Below are 16,671 nucleotides of genomic sequence, written 5' to 3' on the forward strand. Positions count from 1 at the left end.
GAGGATGCAGATGTCTAAGTATATGTTTATTGACGGGATCCGGGTGGAATTTGACCAGGAACCCAATATTCTCACTCTGGTGCGCAAGGCGGGAATCGAGCTGCCCACCTTCTGCTATTATTCCGACCTCTCCATCTACGGCGCGTGCCGGATGTGCATGGTGGAGGACGAGCGGGGCGGCATGGTGGCTGCCTGCTCCACCCCGCCCAAGCAGGGTATGAGCATCCGCACCCATACCCCTAAGCTCTACAAGCACCGCCGCATGATCCTGGAGCTGCTGCTCTCCGCCCACTGCCGGGACTGCACCCTGTGTGAAAAGAGCGGCAAGTGCAGCCTTCAGAAGCTGGCCCGCCGCTTTGGTCTGCGGGACATCCGGTTCCGCCCCCTGGAGGAGCAGAAGCCCCTGGACAACTCCTCCCGGGCCATTGTGCGGGACCCCTCCAAGTGTATCCTGTGCGGCGACTGTGTCCGCATGTGCAACGAGACCCAGCATGTGGGCGCCATTGATTTTGCCCACCGGGGTGCCCGGATGACGGTCTCCACCGCCTTTGAGCGCCCGCTGGCCGAGACCAACTGCGTGGACTGCGGGCAGTGCGCCGCGGTCTGCCCCACCGGCGCGATCACCGTCAAGAGCAGCGCGGACGGGGTGTGGAGCGCCATCCACGATCCCGGTGTGCGCACCGTAGTCCAGATCGCCCCCGCCGTCCGTGTGGCGCTGGGCGAGGAGTTCCGGCTGGGCGCCGGAGTAGATGTGATGGGCCGGATCATCGCGGCCCTCCACCGCATGGGCTTCGATCAGGTCTTTGATACCGCCGTAGGCGCCGATCTGACCATTATGGAAGAGGCCGGTGAACTCAAAAAGCGCCTGGAGGAGGGGGAAAAGGAGTATCCGCTCTTTACCTCCTGCTGCCCGGCCTGGGTTCGGTATGCCGAGACGGCCCATCCGGAGCTGGTTCCCCATCTCTCCACCTGTAAGTCTCCCATGGAGATGTTCGGTGCGGTCCTCCGGGAGCACTACCGCCTGGAGGATGAGCGGGACGGGAAAAAGACGGTCTCGGTGGCCATCATGCCCTGTACCGCCAAAAAGGCGGAGGCGGCCCGGGAGGAATACATCCGGGATGGACGCCCCGACGTGGACTATGTCCTCACCACCACCGAGCTGGTGCAGATGATCGAAGAGGCGGGCATCGAATTTGACGAGCTGGACATCGAGGCTCCCGACATGCCCTTCTTCCTCTCATCCGGAGCCGGCGTCATCTTCGGCGCCACCGGCGGCGTGACCGAGGCGGCGCTGCGCCGTCTCTCCGAGGACAAGAGCCCCCGTGCCCTGCGGGAATTTGAGTACGCAGGTGTGCGCGGCATGCAGGGCGTCAAGACCTGTGAGGTCCCCTATGGCGAGCGGACGCTGCGCATTGCCGTGGTCAGCGGACTGGGCAATGCCGACCAGCTCATCGAGCGGATCGAGGCAGGGGAGGAGCATTTTGACTTTGTGGAGGTCATGGCCTGCCCCGGCGGCTGTGTGGCCGGTGCCGGTCAGCCCTTTGGACACCGGGGCCAGGTGGACCTGCGCTCCCAGGGACTCTACAAGGCGGACAAGGCCTCGGTGATGAAGCGCAGTGAGGAAAATCCCCTGATCCGCTCCCTCTACGACGATATCCTCAAAAATCGGGTCCACCAGATGCTCCACGTCCACCGGGGACAGAACTGAGGCTGGGTGAACCGTATTCCACCATTTTGTGGATAAGTCTGTATGCGGCAGAAAACGCTCCGCGAATTCGTTTTTTGACATGGTGCGCCGTTTGGCGCACCATGTTTTTTCTCTCTGGGGCGGACAGGAACGCCGGGAAAGGGAGGGGCATACAGATGCCTGATTTTGTTCAGGAGGTCACGTTTATGCCCGAAATCAAGCAGGATCTGCTGGGATTGCAATATAGTCAGCCCTTTGCCGTGGAGGGAATGCAGGAGGCGGACATCAATCTGAGTCTGTCCCCCGCGGCCGGTTCCTTTGCTACCCTCTACGGTCAGGTAACCGACGGGACGGTGCCCATCCCCGGTGCTACGGTAAAGATCTTTGATGATAAAGGGGTTCCCTTCAAGCACACCATGACCGATGACAACGGTGAGTACACGATGGACGGGATCCCCGCGGGGACCTACACGGTCGCGGCGGTCAAGCAGGGCTACCGCCTCAGTCCCGCAGCCGGGGTAACGCTTGCCGTGGGAGACACCACGGAGGTCGCACTGGTCTGTGCGCTGGATGCCACGCTGGCGCTGGGCGCCATTGCGGGCGTGGTCCAGGTGATGGAGGAGAGTATGGCCGTCCCGCTGAGCGGGGCAAAGGTCACGCTGAAAAACAGCGGCGATACGGCGATTGCCTCCACCTACACGGCAAAAGACGGGGAGTTTGCCTTCTATGACGTGGCGGACGGCGTGTATACGCTGCTGGCCACGGCCGACGGCTATCTTCCCTCTGCCCCGATGATCGCGACCATTACCGGAGGGTCTATTGCCAACATCATCATGACCATGGTGGTGGATACCCGCACCTATAACGGCACGGTAAGCGGGGTGATCCGGGATTAGAGCGGAAACGCGGTGGCCGGGTGCTTTGTGGGCCTGTTTGCGGTAAGTGCCGGGGAAGAGCGGCTCGTTGCCACGACCAAGACGAATACAGAGGGGAAGTATCTCTTTGGTGGCGTTGGAAGCGGGCAGTATATGGTAAAAGCGAAAAAGAGCCAGTAACCTGGAGCTGGACAGGGCATTCTTTTTGTCTGTGTGGGGAAGAGGAGCGGTCGGAGGACGGATGCCTTCGGCCTACGCCGAAGCAAAGCTGGCTGCGGGTGAGTGCGCCGCTGGGAGCGGCCGGAGCCCTTCAGATCACCCTCCAGCGCTGTGGGAGCTGCACGTACTCCAGCCACGAACCCCGGAGCAGCGGGATGGCGGTATTTGACCATCTGCGGGCAGGCGCCTATGTGCTTCGCCTGTGGGAGAGAGGTCATGGGGCTTGGCTTTTTCTGCGGCTTGCCCCGGGGCAGGGACTGGTTCTGCGTGCCTCGGAGGATGCCGCTTCTTATGAATGGAATATGGAACGCTGTCCCGGCCTGGAGTGGGGAATGGGATAGAGGCGTACAGCACAAGACGCCGGGGTCCGTTTTGGACCCCGGCGTCTCAATATGTGGAAGGGTATGGAGAAGTACCTTAAAAATATGGCACTTCTTTCGAAACGGTATGTCTACAGACTGATTGCGGCGAAGAGTTATACCAGACCCTGGGCCATCATGGCGTTGGACACCTTGAGGAAGGCGGCCACGTTGGCGCCGGAGACAAAGTCGTCGGCGCTCTTGCCATACTCGGCAGCGGCGGAGGACATGTTCTGATAGATGTTGGCCATGATGCCCTGGAGGCGCTGGTCCACTTCCTCGAAGGTCCAGGAGAGCCGCAGGCTGTTCTGGCTCATCTCGAGCGCGGAGACGGCCACGCCGCCGGCGTTGGCGGCCTTGCTGGGGACAAAGAGGATGCCGGCCTGCTCAAAGGCCTCCATGGCCTCCAGCGTGGAGGGCATGTTGGAGCCCTCACAGACCATCCAGCAGCCGTTCTGAATGAGCGCCTTGGCGGCGTCCAGATCGATCTCGTTCTGGGTGGCGCAGGGGAAGGCGATGTCGCAGGGGATGTTCCAGATGCCGCGGAAGCCCTCGTGATACTCGGCGCTGGGGCGAGCGGAGACATACTCCTTGATCCGGGCACGGCGGACCTCCTTGAGGTCCTGAATCACGGCGATGTCCACGCCGTCCTTATCATAGATGTAGCCGTTAGAGTCGCACATGGCGATGACCGTGGCGCCCAGCTCCTGAGCCTTCTTGGCGGCATAGATGGCCACGTTGCCGGAACCGGAGACGATGACCTTCTTGCCCTCCAGGCTCTTGCCGCGATGGGTGAGGACCTGGTTAGCCAGATAGATGACGCCGAAGCCGGTGGCCTCGGTCCGGGCCAGAGAACCGCCGTAGGTCAGGCCCTTGCCGGTGAGCACACCGCAGTACTGACCGGTGATACGCTTGTACTGGCCGTAGAGATAGCCGATCTCACGGCCGCCCACGCCGATGTCGCCGGCGGGCACATCGCAGTCGGGGCCGATGTGACGGTAGAGCTCGGTCATAAAGCTCTGGCAGAAACGCATGACCTCGTTATCGCTCTTGCCCTTGGGGTCAAAGTCACTGCCGCCCTTGCCGCCGCCGATGGGCAGGCCGGTGAGGGAGTTCTTGAAGATCTGCTCAAAGCCCAGGAACTTCATGATGCTCTGGTTGACGCTGGGATGGAAGCGCAGGCCGCCCTTGTAGGGGCCGATGGCGCTGTTGAACTGCACCCGGAAGCCGCGGTTGATCTGATATTCGCCCTTGTCATCGACCCAGGGTACCCGGAAGGTGATGATGCGCTCAGGCTCCACCAGGCGCTCCAGCAGCTTGGCGTCGCGGTATTCGGGGTGCTGCTCCACCACACGGCGCAGAGAACCCAGGACCTCGGTAGCGGTCTGAAGGAACTCCGGCTCATAGGCGTTCTTTTCTTTGACGGCGGCTAGTACCTGATCAACATACTCCATAACAAAAGACCTCCTGTTTTGGTTGCGCAGTCCCCGCGATTAGGGGTATTGCGGCGGCTCGGCTGCATTCACTCGGAATCAAACTGCAAGGTATTGAGAGATACGTTGCAATCGGCGGAATGGAGCGCGGAACGGGCCTCGCATCCAAAACTGACTTATACTCCAACTGAAAGCATGGCCTATTATAAAACCAGAAGTAGGGGTGCTGTCAATAGATTTTTCAAAAAAAGAGATAAAATTTGCATGAGTATGAATTAATACTTGCAAAAATGACATCGGATGACGGATGAGTTGTCAGATCATGGCCATAAAGGCCATCGCCTCGGGAGAGAGATTGACCAGCGGGTCCCAGATCAGACAGACACGGGGACAGAGGGAGAAGGATTCCAGCCGGCGAATGACCAGATTGGGGTCACTGTTGATCGCGGCGGAGGTGTAGGGGGCGATGGCGATGCCGATCCCGGCGCTGGCCCAGCTGAGGGAGGACTGGATCTCGCCGTTTTCACAGATGATGTGGGGACTGAAGCCCCGCTTGCGGCAGGCGCTGAGCAGCATTTCCCGGTAGCGTTGATGGATCACCAGGGGCTTTCCCTGGAGGGCCTCCAGAGGAGTGGAGGCCAGATGCCCCCCCTCGTAGTAGAAATCAAAGAATTGAGGCAGGGCGATGGCCACAAAGTAGTCGTTTTCCCCCGGGCTCAGAACCGGGTCCTGAATGGGGAGGGAACGAAAGCCCGCCACATTGAAGGGCTCGCGGACAAAGCCAAAGTCTACATTTCCGCCCTCCAGATCCCGGAGCACCGTGTCGGTGCGGCCTTCACGCACCTGGAAGTGTACATAAGGATATTCGCGGCAGAAGCGCGCTATGATCTGAGGAAGCAGACGATTGTTGACCGAGCCGATGGACCCGATCCGGATCACGGACTCTTTGTTTTGCGCGGCGACCTGAATATCGTGGGCCGTCTCCTCCAGAAGGGCGAGGATGGCCTCCGCCCGCTCCCGCAGCAGGCGTCCTTCCGACGTGATTTCCAGATGGCGCTTATTGCGGATAAAGAGCGGGGTACCCAGCTCCTCCTCCAGGGATTTTAACTGGAGACTTAGGGGAGGCTGAGAGATATTTAGATTCTGTGCTGCTTTGGTCACGCTGCCCATTCGAGTGATCTCCAGAAAGTATTCCAGCTGTTTTAGAGTCATTGCACAAAATACCTCCGTTCTTTTTGACGCTTTAGGAGCGAATTATATATTTAAAATATATATGAACAAAGTTGCAGATTGTAAAAGTATTTGAAAAGAGAGAGGTGAAATGATATAATTTCAGCATAAAAGAAAGAATAAAATTAGTCAATATGTAAAAGTAAAAAGAACAGAAAAGAAAAAATGTAGACATATCAACGGCTTTGTGTCATATAAATTATAATATATAATTTTCGTTGGTTCAAGAGAGCGCAAAAGCATTTGATATGGAAAAGGAAAGCAGGGGTCCGCAGGGGCCCTTACGTCTGTTGAGTATATTGCGTTCCCCGTGTGGAACGTGGTATAAACGCTGGCAATTGGAAGGCGCCAGAAGCCGGCATCGCATTCCCCACCCCCAAAAAAAGCACAGTTGAGTGTAAGTTTCAGAGAGGGAGGAACGTCTATGTCTGAGCAAGCAAACAAGCAAGAACTGACAGGATTCCGCAAGTACATGAAGGAACAGAACATCGAGTTCTCGTTCAACCGCATCTTCATCCAGGGCCTGGGCGGCATGGCGCACGGTCTGTTCGCCTCGCTGCTGATCGGTACCATCCTGGGTACGATCGGTCAGTTCACCCCTGGAGCGGTCGGAACCTTCCTGGCGGAGGTATCGGCCTACACCAAGGAGATCCAGGGTGCGGCCATGGCAATGGCCATCGCTTACGCCATGAAGGCCGATCCCTATGTTCTCTATTCCCTGGCGACCGTTGGCCTGGTGGCCAATAAGCTGGGCGCGGCCGGTGGGCCGCTGGCGGTGTATTTCGTCAGCCTGGTGGCCATCCTGGCCGGTAAGCTGGTCTCCAAGCGCACACCGATCGACCTGATCATCACCCCCACCGTCACCATCTGTGTGGGTGTTCTGGTTGCCAATTTGATCGCACCGCCCATCGGCTCCTTTGCCGTGTGGCTGGGCACCATCATCATGTGGGCCACCAACCAGCAGCCCTTCCTGATGGGTATCCTGGTGTCGGTCATTGTGGGTATCATTCTGACCCTTCCCATCAGCTCTGCGGCCATCTGCGCCGGCCTGGGTCTGGTAGGCCTGGCCGGAGGCGCGGCGGTTGCCGGCTGCTGTGCTCAGATGGTTGGCTTTGCAGTCTGCTCCTACCGTGAGAACAAGCTCAACGGTCTGGCCTCCATCGGCCTGGGCACCTCGATGCTGCTGGTACCCAACCTGCTGAAGAAGCCCATCCTCTGGATCCCCCCCACGCTGACCGCCGCCATCACCGGCCCCATTGCCACCTGCCTGTTCAGCCTGCGTATGAACGGCGCGCCCATCTCCTCCGGTATGGGCACCTCCGGTATCGTGGGCCCCATCGGTGTGGTGACCGGCTGGCTGAATCCCTCTGAGGCTGCCGTGAAGATGGGCGAGGTCGCCCTCACTCCCGGCGCGATGGATTGGATCGGCATGATCCTGATCTGCTTCGTCCTGCCCGCCATTCTCTCCTGGGTCATCTCGGAGTTCATGCGCAAGAAGGGCTGGATCGAGTTTGGCGACTACAAACTGGTATAAGAGAGACGAAGGGTACAAGGACAGGACCCGGACTTAGTTTCAAACGCTGGCGCCGGGGCTTCCGTTGAAAAATGGATGCCCCGGTTCCTTCCGGCGAAATGATTTGCCGGTACCCACCCATCCAGTTGGGCGGCACTGGTATCACGTTGCAACAGACAAGCAGTGGACGGCAGAAACCGCCCAAAGGTTGAAAGGAGATTGTCATTATGGGTTCCACGATCATCAAAAATATCGGTATGATCCTCAGCGGAGACATCGAGCATCCCGTCCTGGACGGAGATACCATTGTCATCACGGATAAGAAGATCGCAGCCGTCGGCAACAGCAGCGTGGCCGACGGTGTGGAGGCGGACAAGGTCATCGACGCCGCAGGCGCCACCGTGGCCCCCGGTTTCTTCGACACCCATGTACATACCACCATCGGGGATTATGCCCACCGTCAGTTTGCCAGCAACTTCATCGAGGGCGAGCTCCACGGCGGCGTGACCACCATCATCTCCGCTGGTGAGTGCCATATGCCCGGCCGTCCCAAGGACCCCGCCGGCACCAAGGCTCTGGCCATCCTGGCCCACAAGTCCTTCGCAGCCCTCCGCCCCGCCGGCGTCAAGGTCCATGGCGGCAGCGTCATCCTGGAGAAGGGCATGACCGAGCAGGACTTCATCGACCTGAAGGAGCAGGGCGTCTGGACCGTGGGCGAGATCGGCCTGGGCAGCGTGAAGGATCCCGCCGATGCCGCCCCCATGGTGGAGTGGGCCCACAAGCACGGCTTCAAGGTGCAGATGCACACCGGCGGCACCTCCATCCCCGGCAGCTCCACCGTCACCGCTGAGCAGGTCATGGCCACCAAGCCCGATGTCATTTCCCACATCAACGGCGGCCCCACCGCAGTTCCCCTGCACGAGGTGGATAAGCTGATGGACGAGACCGAGTTCGCCATGGAGATCGTCCAGTGCGGCAACCCCAAGGTCACCGACTATGTGGCCCGCCGCGCGCAGGAGAAGGGACAGCTGGGCCGGATCATCTTCGGCAACGACGCCCCCTCCGGCACTGGCATCATCCCCCTGGGCATCCTGCGCAACATCTGCCAGGTGTCCTCCGTTTCCGGCATCCCCGGCGCCCAGGCGGTCTGCATGGCCACCGGCAACAGCGCCAAGGTGTACGGCCTGAACACCGGCGTCATCGCCGTGGGCCGCGAGGCCGATCTGGTGTGCATGGATGCCCCCATGGGCTCCGTGGCCAACACCGCCGCCGAGGCCTTTGAGTGCGGCGACATCCCCGGCATCAGCATCGTGCTCATCGACGGCGAGGTCAAGGTGACCAAGAGCCGCAACACCCCGCCCTGCAAGCGCGCGGCCAAGGTGGTATAAAAACAGAAGACCCGGTCCGCGCCGGGGATTGGAGACGCCGGAGCGGACCCAGGTATAGAAGGAGGCGAGACCGCCATGGTCGTGGTGAATCAGGAGGCCTGTAAGGGCTGTACCCTGTGTGAAAAGAACTGTCCGCTGGATGCGGTCCACATTGTGGAGCGCAAAGCGGTGGTCGATGAAGAGAAGTGTGCCGAGTGCGGCATCTGTACCCGCGTTTGTAAGTTCGGCGCCATTTCCCGTCCGGAGAAGTCCACGGATGGGAGCGTGGTATGCTCCTCCTGCCCGGTGCAGTGCCATGTGCCCGTGGGACATACCGGTGCCTGTAAGCGCTATACCAATGAGAACGGCAAGCTGGTGCGCAACCGGAAGCTGGTGCTCCAGAACGACGCCGTACATTATCCGGATTCCCGCCTGAACGGGCCCGTCATTACCGCTGTTGGCGCGGGAACCAACTATCCCTGTATCCGTCCCGCTCCCCACATCGTCTCGGAGGTCCGGGACGGGGTGGAGGTCGTCACGGTGGTCACCGGCGCCTCTGAGCTATTCGGGCGTCACGGTCAAGCTGGATACCAATACCTACATCGGAGAAGAGGGCGATCCCGTCTACCGGGACGGCAAGCTGGTTGGCATGGTCAACACGGAGGAGTACGGCTCCAAGATGATCGCTGTGGGCGGCGCCAATAAGCTGACCGGCCCCGACGGCTTTACCGTGGCCCGCACCATCGTGGAGCTGGCCAACGGCGAAGAGGTGGAGCTCTCGGTCAACAAGAAGATCAAGATCCGCGTCCAGGCCGGGAAGGCCCCCGTCATCAACGGCGTGGAGGAGTCCAAGATGCGCATCGGCTGCGGCAGCGCCACCGTGGGACTCTTTGCCAAGAAGATGAAGGAAGCGGTGGACGAGGTCATCGTCATCGACCACCATGTGGTGGGCCTCTTCACCGAGCATCTGGCCGGCGCTGAGGTGGGCATGGAGTGGAGCGGCGTGGTGCCCAACGCCACTAAGTCCTCCCGGGGCCGTTACTTCGGAGAGCATGGCACCGGGATTGGCGGCACCACCATTGCCACCCCCCGGGATGCCATCAAGAGCGTGGACATGACCCGGGCCAAGGCCGGAATGCAGATCCTGGTGACCAACACCACCGGCGAGATCCGCGCTCTCTTTGAGGTCCAGGCTGACGGCGATGTGAAGGAGATCCCCCTGACCGAAAAGGCCGCGGCCCTGGCCGACGACATTACCAACAACTGTGAGTCCTCTCTGGCCTCTGTCATGTACGTAGGCGGAACCGGCGGCAGCGCCCGAGGCGGCGTGTGCTCCAAGCCGGTGGCCATCACCAAGGCGGTCCATGAGGGCAAGGCAGTGCTGACCGTGGGCGGCGCCCCCGCCTACGTGCTCCCCGGCGGCGGCATCAACTTTATCGTGGATGCCGGCAAGGTGGTGGACCACGGCTTTACCTGGGTGCCCACCCCCGCCACGGTGGCTCCGGTGGAATACACCATGACCAGAGCCGACTATGAGGCCATCGGCGGCCACATGGACTGCATCCGCCCCGCGGAGGAACTCCGCAAGGAAGTGGAGCAGGGGTAAGCCTATGACAGCGGATGTGATGCAGAACCTGAAACCGGGACAGGTGTTCGTGGATTTTGGACCCGTCTCCATGGTGATCACCGCCAGCCGGAACGGGGAAGGGGATACGCAGCTGTGCCGCGCGGCATTCCCGGTCATTGCCGCCTGTCTGGAGGATCTGCGTCCATCCCTGGAGATGCTCCGCCGGTATCCCCCCCAGGTGGAGCTGGAACAGCTCACCGGAGCGGGTGAGACCATGGCCCGTGCGGTACTCCGGACCGGAGACCCCTGGCTCACCCCCATGGCGGCGGTGGCCGGAACGGTGGCCGACGCGGTAGCCGATTTCCTCTTTGCACAGGGGGCCGAGAAAGTCACCGCCAACAACGGCGGAGACATCGCCCTCCGCCTGGCGCCCGGCCAGAGTCTGGGGCTTGGCGTACTCTATGATCTGGAGCGGGGCGGAGTGGACCGGGTGGTCCACCTGACCGCCGAAAAGGGCGTGGGCGGAGTCGCCACCAGCGGGCTGGGCGGACGGAGCCTGACCACTGGAATCGCCAGTGGAGTGACGGTTTTCTCCCGCCGCTGCGCACAGGCCGACGCCCTGGCCACCCTGCTGGCGGACCGCTCCTGCATCGACTCCCCGGCCGTCCATACCCGCCTGGCGGGTGAGCTGGACCCGGACAGCGACATTGCCGACCTCCCTGTGGTGGTATCCGTGGAGCCCCTGAGCCGGGAGGAGAAGGAACGGGCGCTGGAACAGGTGCTGCGGGAGGCGGAGGAGCAGTACCGCAGAGGAAACCTTCTGGCCTGCATCGCCACGGTGCAGGGCGTGACCGTCACCTATGACCCAAATGGAATTTTGGAAGAGAATATAACCTAGTTTTGAATAAAAGGAGTGTTTTTCCATGAAAGAGCCTAAGATTCGCAAGATCGTCACCAACCTGGAAGAAGTCTTTTACGAGGGCGGCGCGGACATGCCCGTAGAGAACGGCGAGAAGAAGTCCATCAAGACGGTCTCCGTGGCGGCGGTCATCAAGAATCCCTATGCCGGCAAGTGGCAGGAGGATCTGAGCGAGCTGACCGAGTACGGCGAGTATCTGGGCGACCTGCTGGCCCGCAAGGGTGCGGAGCTGCTGGGCGCCGAGAACGTGGAGACCTACGGCAAGGGCTGCCTGGTCGGCGTGGACGGCGAGCTGGAGCACTCCTCCGCCATGCTGCATCCCAAGGCCGGCAAGCCCATCCGTGACGCCATCGGCGGCGGCAAGTCCATCATCCCCTCCAACGAGAAGGTGGCCGGCGTGGGCGCCTCCCTGGACATCTCCCTGCATTACAAGGATGCCGCCTTCGTGCGCACCCACTACGGCTCCTTCGAGGTCCGTGTGCCCGACGCCCCCAAGGCCGATGAGATCATCATGGCCGTGGTCCTCTCCGACGGCGGCCGTCCCCATGCCACCGTCAACGGCGCTGGCCGGATCGGCGGCCTCCAGAAGTCCGAAGCCAAGTGCGAGGATGGCCTGCGCTGATCCGTACCAAGCCAATGCATGACTGAGGTGCCCCCTCCGTCCGTCCGATCCGGCGCTCGGAGGGGGCTTTTTCAAAATCACCGCATGACACACCGATGTAACGTAAGGATATGCGCGGGTCGTTGCGGATCCCGACTGAGACAAAGCAGAGAGAACGCGCAGTCGTGGTCCGCAACGGCCCGAAGGATGGAAATTTGAGAAGTGGAGTGGTTAAAGATGAAAATTGGATTTATCGGTCTGGGCGCCATGGGTAAGCCTATGGCCTGCAATCTGATCGCCGCCGGCTATGAAGTGCACGCCTTCGATGTGGTGGAGGCTGCGGTAAAAGAGATGGAGGGCAAGGGCGCCATAGGCGCCGCCACCGCCGGAGAACTGGCCGCCCGGGTGGACGCCATCATCTGCTCCCTCCCCAATGCCAAGATCGTAGAGGGCGTGATGACCGGCAAGGGAAGCGTCTTTGACAACTGCAAGAAGGGCACCGTCATCATCGACATGAGCTCCGTGGCCCCCAACAGCACCAAGGCCATGGCCCAGAAGGCGGCCCAGAAGGGGATCTCCTACATCGACGCCCCGGTCAGCGGCGGCGTGTCCGGCGCCACCGCCGGCACCCTCACCATCATGGTGGGCGCTGACGACGATGCCTTCCAGAAGGTCAAGCCCGTGTTCGATGTGCTGGGCAAGAACATCTACCACATCGGTGAGGTGGGCGGCGGCGACGCCATCAAGATGGTCAACAACCTCCTGCTGGGCTGCAATATGGCGGCTCTGGCCGAGGCCCTGACCCTGGGCGTCAAGTGCGGATTGTCGGTGGAGACCATGAAGGAGGTCATCTCGGTCAGCTCGGGCCGGAGCTATGCTCTGGACGCCAAGCTGGAGAAGTTCATCATGGCCGACCAGTTCACCGGCGGCTTTGCCGTGGATCTCCAGTACAAAGACTTGGGCCTTGCCCTGGAGGCCTCCCGGGATGAGAAGGTGCCTCTGCCCATGACCGCCGCTGCGGTGCAGGTCTATGAGGCGGCCCGGGCCAAGGGCCAGGGCCGGGAGGATATGTCCTCCGTGGTCAAGGTCTGGGAGGACCTGACCGGCGCCAAGATCTGCGGGACCGGAAAATAAGGCGGCCTGCGCACAGAAAGGAGTTATGTGGTGATGAAGCCATTTACTTATCATGCCCCCCGCTCTGTGGAGGAGGCCCTCTCCCTGCTGGAACAGCATCAGGCCAGCTGCGCCGTGGTGGCCGGCGGCACCGACGTGGTCATCGAGCTCAACGAAGGGGTCAAGCGCCCCGAGCATGTCATTGATATCGGCAAGATTTCCGAGCTGCGCTATGTGAAGGAAGAGGACGGCCTGGTCAAGCTGGGCGCGCTGGATACCTTCACTTCCCTGGAGCGCCATCCCTATGTTCAGGAGCATCTGCCCGCCCTCTATGAGACGGTCATCCATGTGGGCTCCCCCCAGATTCGGAACCTGGGCACCATCGGCGGCAACGTGGTCAACGCCTCCGTCGCCGGCGACTCGCCCACGGTCTTCCTCACCTACGGGGCTGAAGTGGTGCTCAAGAGCACCCGCGGTGAGCGGATCATGACCATTGAGGAGTTCAACCAGGGCCCGGGCAACTGCCAGATCCGGCCCGACGAGCTGCTCACCGAGGTGCGCTTCCCCGCCCCCGGCAAGGATGAGGCGGTGGGGTACTTCAAGATCGGCAAGCGCAAGTCCCTGGCCATTGTGGTGCTGGCGGTGAGCGTGTACATCAAGCGCACCGCGGACAACCGGGTGGAGGACGCCCGGGTGATCCTGGGCGCCGTGAGCAAGCACCCCATGCGGGTGCCCGCGCTGGAGGAGGCCCTGAAGGGACTTCCCCTGACGAAGGAGGCTCTGGAGGGAACCCTGCCGCTCTTTACCGACGCGGTACAGGCGGCCATCGCCAACCGGCCCTCGGTCGTCTACAAGCGGGAGGGCGTCCGGGGCGCCGCCCGCCGGTGCTTTGATCAGATCCTCACCCAGTTTGGCCTGATGTGAGGCGAGGAGGAAGCAGAGATGGAACAGATCACGATTCGATTCAACCTCAACGGCCGGGACGTCTCGGTTCAGGCCGATCCCAATAAGCGCCTGGTGGACTTCCTGCGGGAGGACATGGGCATGCTCAGCGTCAAGGAAGGCTGCGGCGAGGGCGAGTGCGGCGCCTGCACCGTTATCTACAACGGCGAGGCGGTCACCTCCTGCCTGATGCTGGCCGGCCAGGTGGAGGGCGGAAGCGTCATCACACTGGAGGGCGTGGGCAAGGAAAACGGCGAGCTGGACGAGATCCAGCAGGCCTTTGTGGAGGCGGGCGCGGTACAGTGCGGCTACTGCACGCCGGGCATGATCCTCTCGGCCAAGGCCCTTCTGGACCGCAATCCCAAGGCCACCCATGAGGAGATCCGCCGGGCCATGTCCGGCAATCTCTGCCGCTGCACCGGTTACAGCAAGATCATCCAGGCCGTGGAGATGGCCCGGGACGCGAAGGGAGGGGCTGCCGTATGAAGCCGGAGACCAAGGTTTTAGAGCAGGAAAAGCTGGAGGTGACCAGCGCGGTCCAGGCCAGCCACGCGGTTCTGGGCAAGAGCGTGGTCAAGAAGGACACCATGGAGAAGGTCCGGGGGACCGCCCGCTTTGCCGCCGATCTGGAGATGCCCAACATGCTCTACGGCGGGGTGTTCCGCAGCACGATCACGGCCGGATACATCAAGTCCTTTGATCCCTCCGCGGCCCTCGCCATTCCGGGGGTAGCCTGTGTGCTGACCTCCAAGGACATTCCGGGCAAGAACCGCATCGGCATCATCCTCAAGGATGAGCCCATCCTGGTGGACGACAAGATCCGCCGCTACGGCGACGCCATTGCCGTGGTGGCAGCCGAGACGCCCGACCTGCTGGAGGACGCGCTGGCGGCCATCCGGGTGGAGTATGAGGAGATCGAGCCGGTCCTCTCGGTGGAGCGGGCCGCCCAGGCAGATGCCCCCAAGATCCACGGGGACACCAATGTCCACCAGAGCAAGCACCTGGAGCACGGAAATGTGGATGAGGCCTTTGCCAAGTGCGACATCATCATCGAGAACGACTATGAGACCCCCATGCTCTCCCACATGTTCATTGAGCCGGACGGCGGCCTGGCCAGCTATGAAAACGGCATCATGACGGTGTACGCCTCCACGCAGAACCCCCACTATGACCGGGGTGAGGTGGCGGCCATGCTGAACTTCCCCAACAACCGGGTCAGCTCGGTGCAGGTGACCACCGGCGGCGGCTTCGGCGGCAAGCTGGATATCTCGGTCCAGTGCCATGCGGCCCTGCTCTCCTACTATACCAACCGCCCGGTCAAGATGGTGCGCAGCCGGAAGGAGTCCACCATGGTCTCCTCCAAGCGCCACCCCATGAAGATGCACTATAAGACCGGCGCCACCAAGGACGGCAAGATCCTGGCCGTGGAGGCCACGCTGCTGGGCGATACCGGCGCCTATGCCTCCTATGGCCCCGCGGTCATCACCCGCGCCGCCGTCCATGCGGCCGGCCCCTATGAGATCCCCAACGTCCGGGTGGACGCCACCTTCTACTATACCAACAATCCCATGGCGGGCGCCTTCCGCGGCTTCGGCGTGCCTCAGGTGGCCGTGGCCCATGAGGGTCAGATGAATGCACTGGCCAAGGCGCTCAACATGGACCCCATCGACATCCGCATCCTCAATGCCCACCGTCCGGGCTCCATGACGGCCACCGGTCAGGTGCTGGACGACGGCGTGGGATTTGTGCAGTGCCTGGAAGCGGTGAAGAAAAAGGCGGCGGAAGTCCTGCCTCCCTGTGTGCCCACCGCACCCCATAAGCGCCGCGGCAGAGGATATGGCGCCATGTACTACGGCATCGGCAACACTGGCCTTCCCAACCCGGCGGGCGCTTTCGTGGAAGTGCTCCCCGATGCCAGCGTCAACCTGATGGTTGGCTGCGCCGACATCGGCCAGGGCTCCACCTCCGCCATGGCCCAGATCGCTGCGGAGGAGCTGGGCCTCGAATATGAGGACATCCGGGTCACCGCCGCCAATACCCAGGTCACCCCCGAGGGCGGCGCCACCTCCGCCAGCCGCCAGACCTTTATTTCGGGCAGCGCCACTATGCTGGCGGCCCGCATGGCCAAGGCGACCCTGGCCGAAGTGGCATCGGCTTATCTGAAGGTCCCGGTGGAGGGGCTTGTGTTCCGGCATCGGGAGATCTTCTCCGCTGCCGACCCCACGGTCAAGATGACCTATCCGGAGCTGATGGGTGAGATGAAGCGCCTGGGCAAGCTGGCGCTGGGCTGCGGCTCCTATAACCCCAAGACCACCGGACTCAACCCCGCGGATATGTTCGGCATTCCCTTCGAGGTGTACTCCTACGCCGCCACTCTGGTGGACCTGGAGGTGGACACCGAGACCGGTCTGGTGGATGTGCTCAACGTGATCTCGGCCCACGATGTGGGCACTGCGGTCAACCACCAGGCGGTGGAAGGACAGATCGAGGGCGGCGTGGTCATGGGTACCGGCTTTGCCCTGCTGGAGAAGATCGAGACCAAGGACGGACGCATCACCAACCCGGTGTTCTCCAAGTATCTGCTGGCCACCTCCATGGACGCCCCCACCATCTACCCCATCGTGGTGGAGAGCGGCAACGGAGAGGCCGGACCCTTCGGCGCCAAGGGCGTGGGCGAGCCCGCCCTGATCCCCACCATCCCGGCGACCGCCGACGCGGTGGAAAATGCGCTGAACATCCGCTTCGGCAAGCTTCCCATCCAGCACCTGGACATCATGCGGGAGCTGAACAAGAAATGACCCATAGGCGGAGAGACCCGTGGGTCTCTCCGCCTGTTTCCCTGTGAT

15 protein-coding genes are annotated in these 16,671 nt (G+C 61.8%); 13 read left to right on the top strand and 2 right to left on the bottom strand.

The features are described from left to right. The first annotated feature begins 10 nt into the window (after positions 1–10). From I2C21_RS13460 to I2C21_RS17925, 3 genes are all read left to right on the top strand, one after another. Complete coding sequence (locus I2C21_RS13460; protein WP_195279489.1) at positions 11–1,708, top strand: [FeFe] hydrogenase, group A; 1,698 nt, start codon at positions 11–13, stop codon at positions 1,706–1,708. Positions 1,709–1,893: 185 nt separating this feature from the next. Next, entirely contained in the window at positions 1,894–2,583 is a 690-nt protein-coding gene (locus tag I2C21_RS13465; RefSeq protein ID WP_195279490.1) for a carboxypeptidase-like regulatory domain-containing protein, read from the top strand. Between the two features lie 27 nt (positions 2,584–2,610). Then, on the top strand, positions 2,611–2,742 hold the full coding sequence (locus I2C21_RS17925; RefSeq protein ID WP_502709459.1) for a hypothetical protein: 132 nt from the start codon (positions 2,611–2,613) through the stop codon (positions 2,740–2,742). 514 nt (positions 2,743–3,256) lie between these two features. On the opposite strand, the gene gdhA is transcribed toward I2C21_RS17925, so the two are convergent. Next, complete coding sequence (gene gdhA / locus I2C21_RS13470) at positions 3,257–4,594, bottom strand: NADP-specific glutamate dehydrogenase (RefSeq protein WP_193538306.1); 1,338 nt, start codon at positions 4,592–4,594, stop codon at positions 3,257–3,259. A 294-nt stretch (positions 4,595–4,888) separates the two neighbouring features. Then, positions 4,889–5,785: a LysR family transcriptional regulator gene (locus tag I2C21_RS13475; protein ID WP_195279491.1), complete on the bottom strand. Its 897-nt coding sequence runs from the start codon at positions 5,783–5,785 to the stop codon at positions 4,889–4,891. A 442-nt stretch (positions 5,786–6,227) separates the two neighbouring features. On the opposite strand from I2C21_RS13475, the gene I2C21_RS13480 reads away from it, so the two are divergent. From I2C21_RS13480 to I2C21_RS13520, 10 genes are all read left to right on the top strand, one after another. After that, positions 6,228–7,337: a PTS sugar transporter subunit IIC gene (locus I2C21_RS13480; RefSeq protein WP_193538308.1), complete on the top strand. Its 1,110-nt coding sequence runs from the start codon at positions 6,228–6,230 to the stop codon at positions 7,335–7,337. Between the two features lie 206 nt (positions 7,338–7,543). Continuing rightward, positions 7,544–8,704, top strand: a complete 1,161-nt coding sequence (locus I2C21_RS13485) for an amidohydrolase family protein (protein ID WP_101691455.1) — start codon at positions 7,544–7,546, stop codon at positions 8,702–8,704. 75 nt (positions 8,705–8,779) lie between these two features. Beyond that, complete coding sequence (locus I2C21_RS17830) at positions 8,780–9,388, top strand: ferredoxin family protein (protein ID WP_353654815.1); 609 nt, start codon at positions 8,780–8,782, stop codon at positions 9,386–9,388. Then, complete coding sequence (locus I2C21_RS17835; protein ID WP_353654816.1) at positions 9,333–10,289, top strand: hypothetical protein; 957 nt, start codon at positions 9,333–9,335, stop codon at positions 10,287–10,289. Before I2C21_RS17830 ends, I2C21_RS17835 begins: the two co-directional genes overlap by 56 nt. A gap of 4 nt (positions 10,290–10,293) precedes the next feature. After that, a complete protein-coding gene (locus tag I2C21_RS13495; protein ID WP_195279492.1) occupies positions 10,294–11,148 on the top strand; it encodes a hypothetical protein in 855 nt (284 codons plus the stop codon). A 25-nt stretch (positions 11,149–11,173) separates the two neighbouring features. Continuing rightward, complete coding sequence (locus I2C21_RS13500; protein ID WP_101691453.1) at positions 11,174–11,791, top strand: amino acid synthesis family protein; 618 nt, start codon at positions 11,174–11,176, stop codon at positions 11,789–11,791. Between the two features lie 216 nt (positions 11,792–12,007). Next, positions 12,008–12,904 carry an NAD(P)-dependent oxidoreductase gene (locus I2C21_RS13505; protein WP_195279493.1) on the top strand — a complete coding sequence of 299 codons (897 nt, stop codon included), beginning with the start codon at positions 12,008–12,010 and terminating at the stop codon, positions 12,902–12,904. 33 nt (positions 12,905–12,937) lie between these two features. Continuing rightward, the gene (locus I2C21_RS13510; protein WP_195279494.1) at positions 12,938–13,807 is read left to right on the top strand and encodes an FAD binding domain-containing protein; all 870 of its coding nucleotides are present in this window, start codon (positions 12,938–12,940) and stop codon (positions 13,805–13,807) included. Positions 13,808–13,825: 18 nt separating this feature from the next. Then, a complete protein-coding gene (locus I2C21_RS13515) occupies positions 13,826–14,311 on the top strand; it encodes a (2Fe-2S)-binding protein (protein ID WP_101691450.1) in 486 nt (161 codons plus the stop codon). Continuing rightward, complete coding sequence (locus I2C21_RS13520) at positions 14,308–16,623, top strand: xanthine dehydrogenase family protein molybdopterin-binding subunit (protein ID WP_101691449.1); 2,316 nt, start codon at positions 14,308–14,310, stop codon at positions 16,621–16,623. The genes I2C21_RS13515 and I2C21_RS13520 overlap by 4 nt, the downstream gene beginning before the upstream one ends. The last annotated feature ends 48 nt before the right edge of the window (positions 16,624–16,671 follow it).

This window comes from Clostridium sp. J1101437_171009_A5, assembly GCF_015547905.1.
GTDB lineage: Bacteria > Bacillota > Clostridia > Oscillospirales > Oscillospiraceae > Pseudoflavonifractor_A > Pseudoflavonifractor_A gallinarum.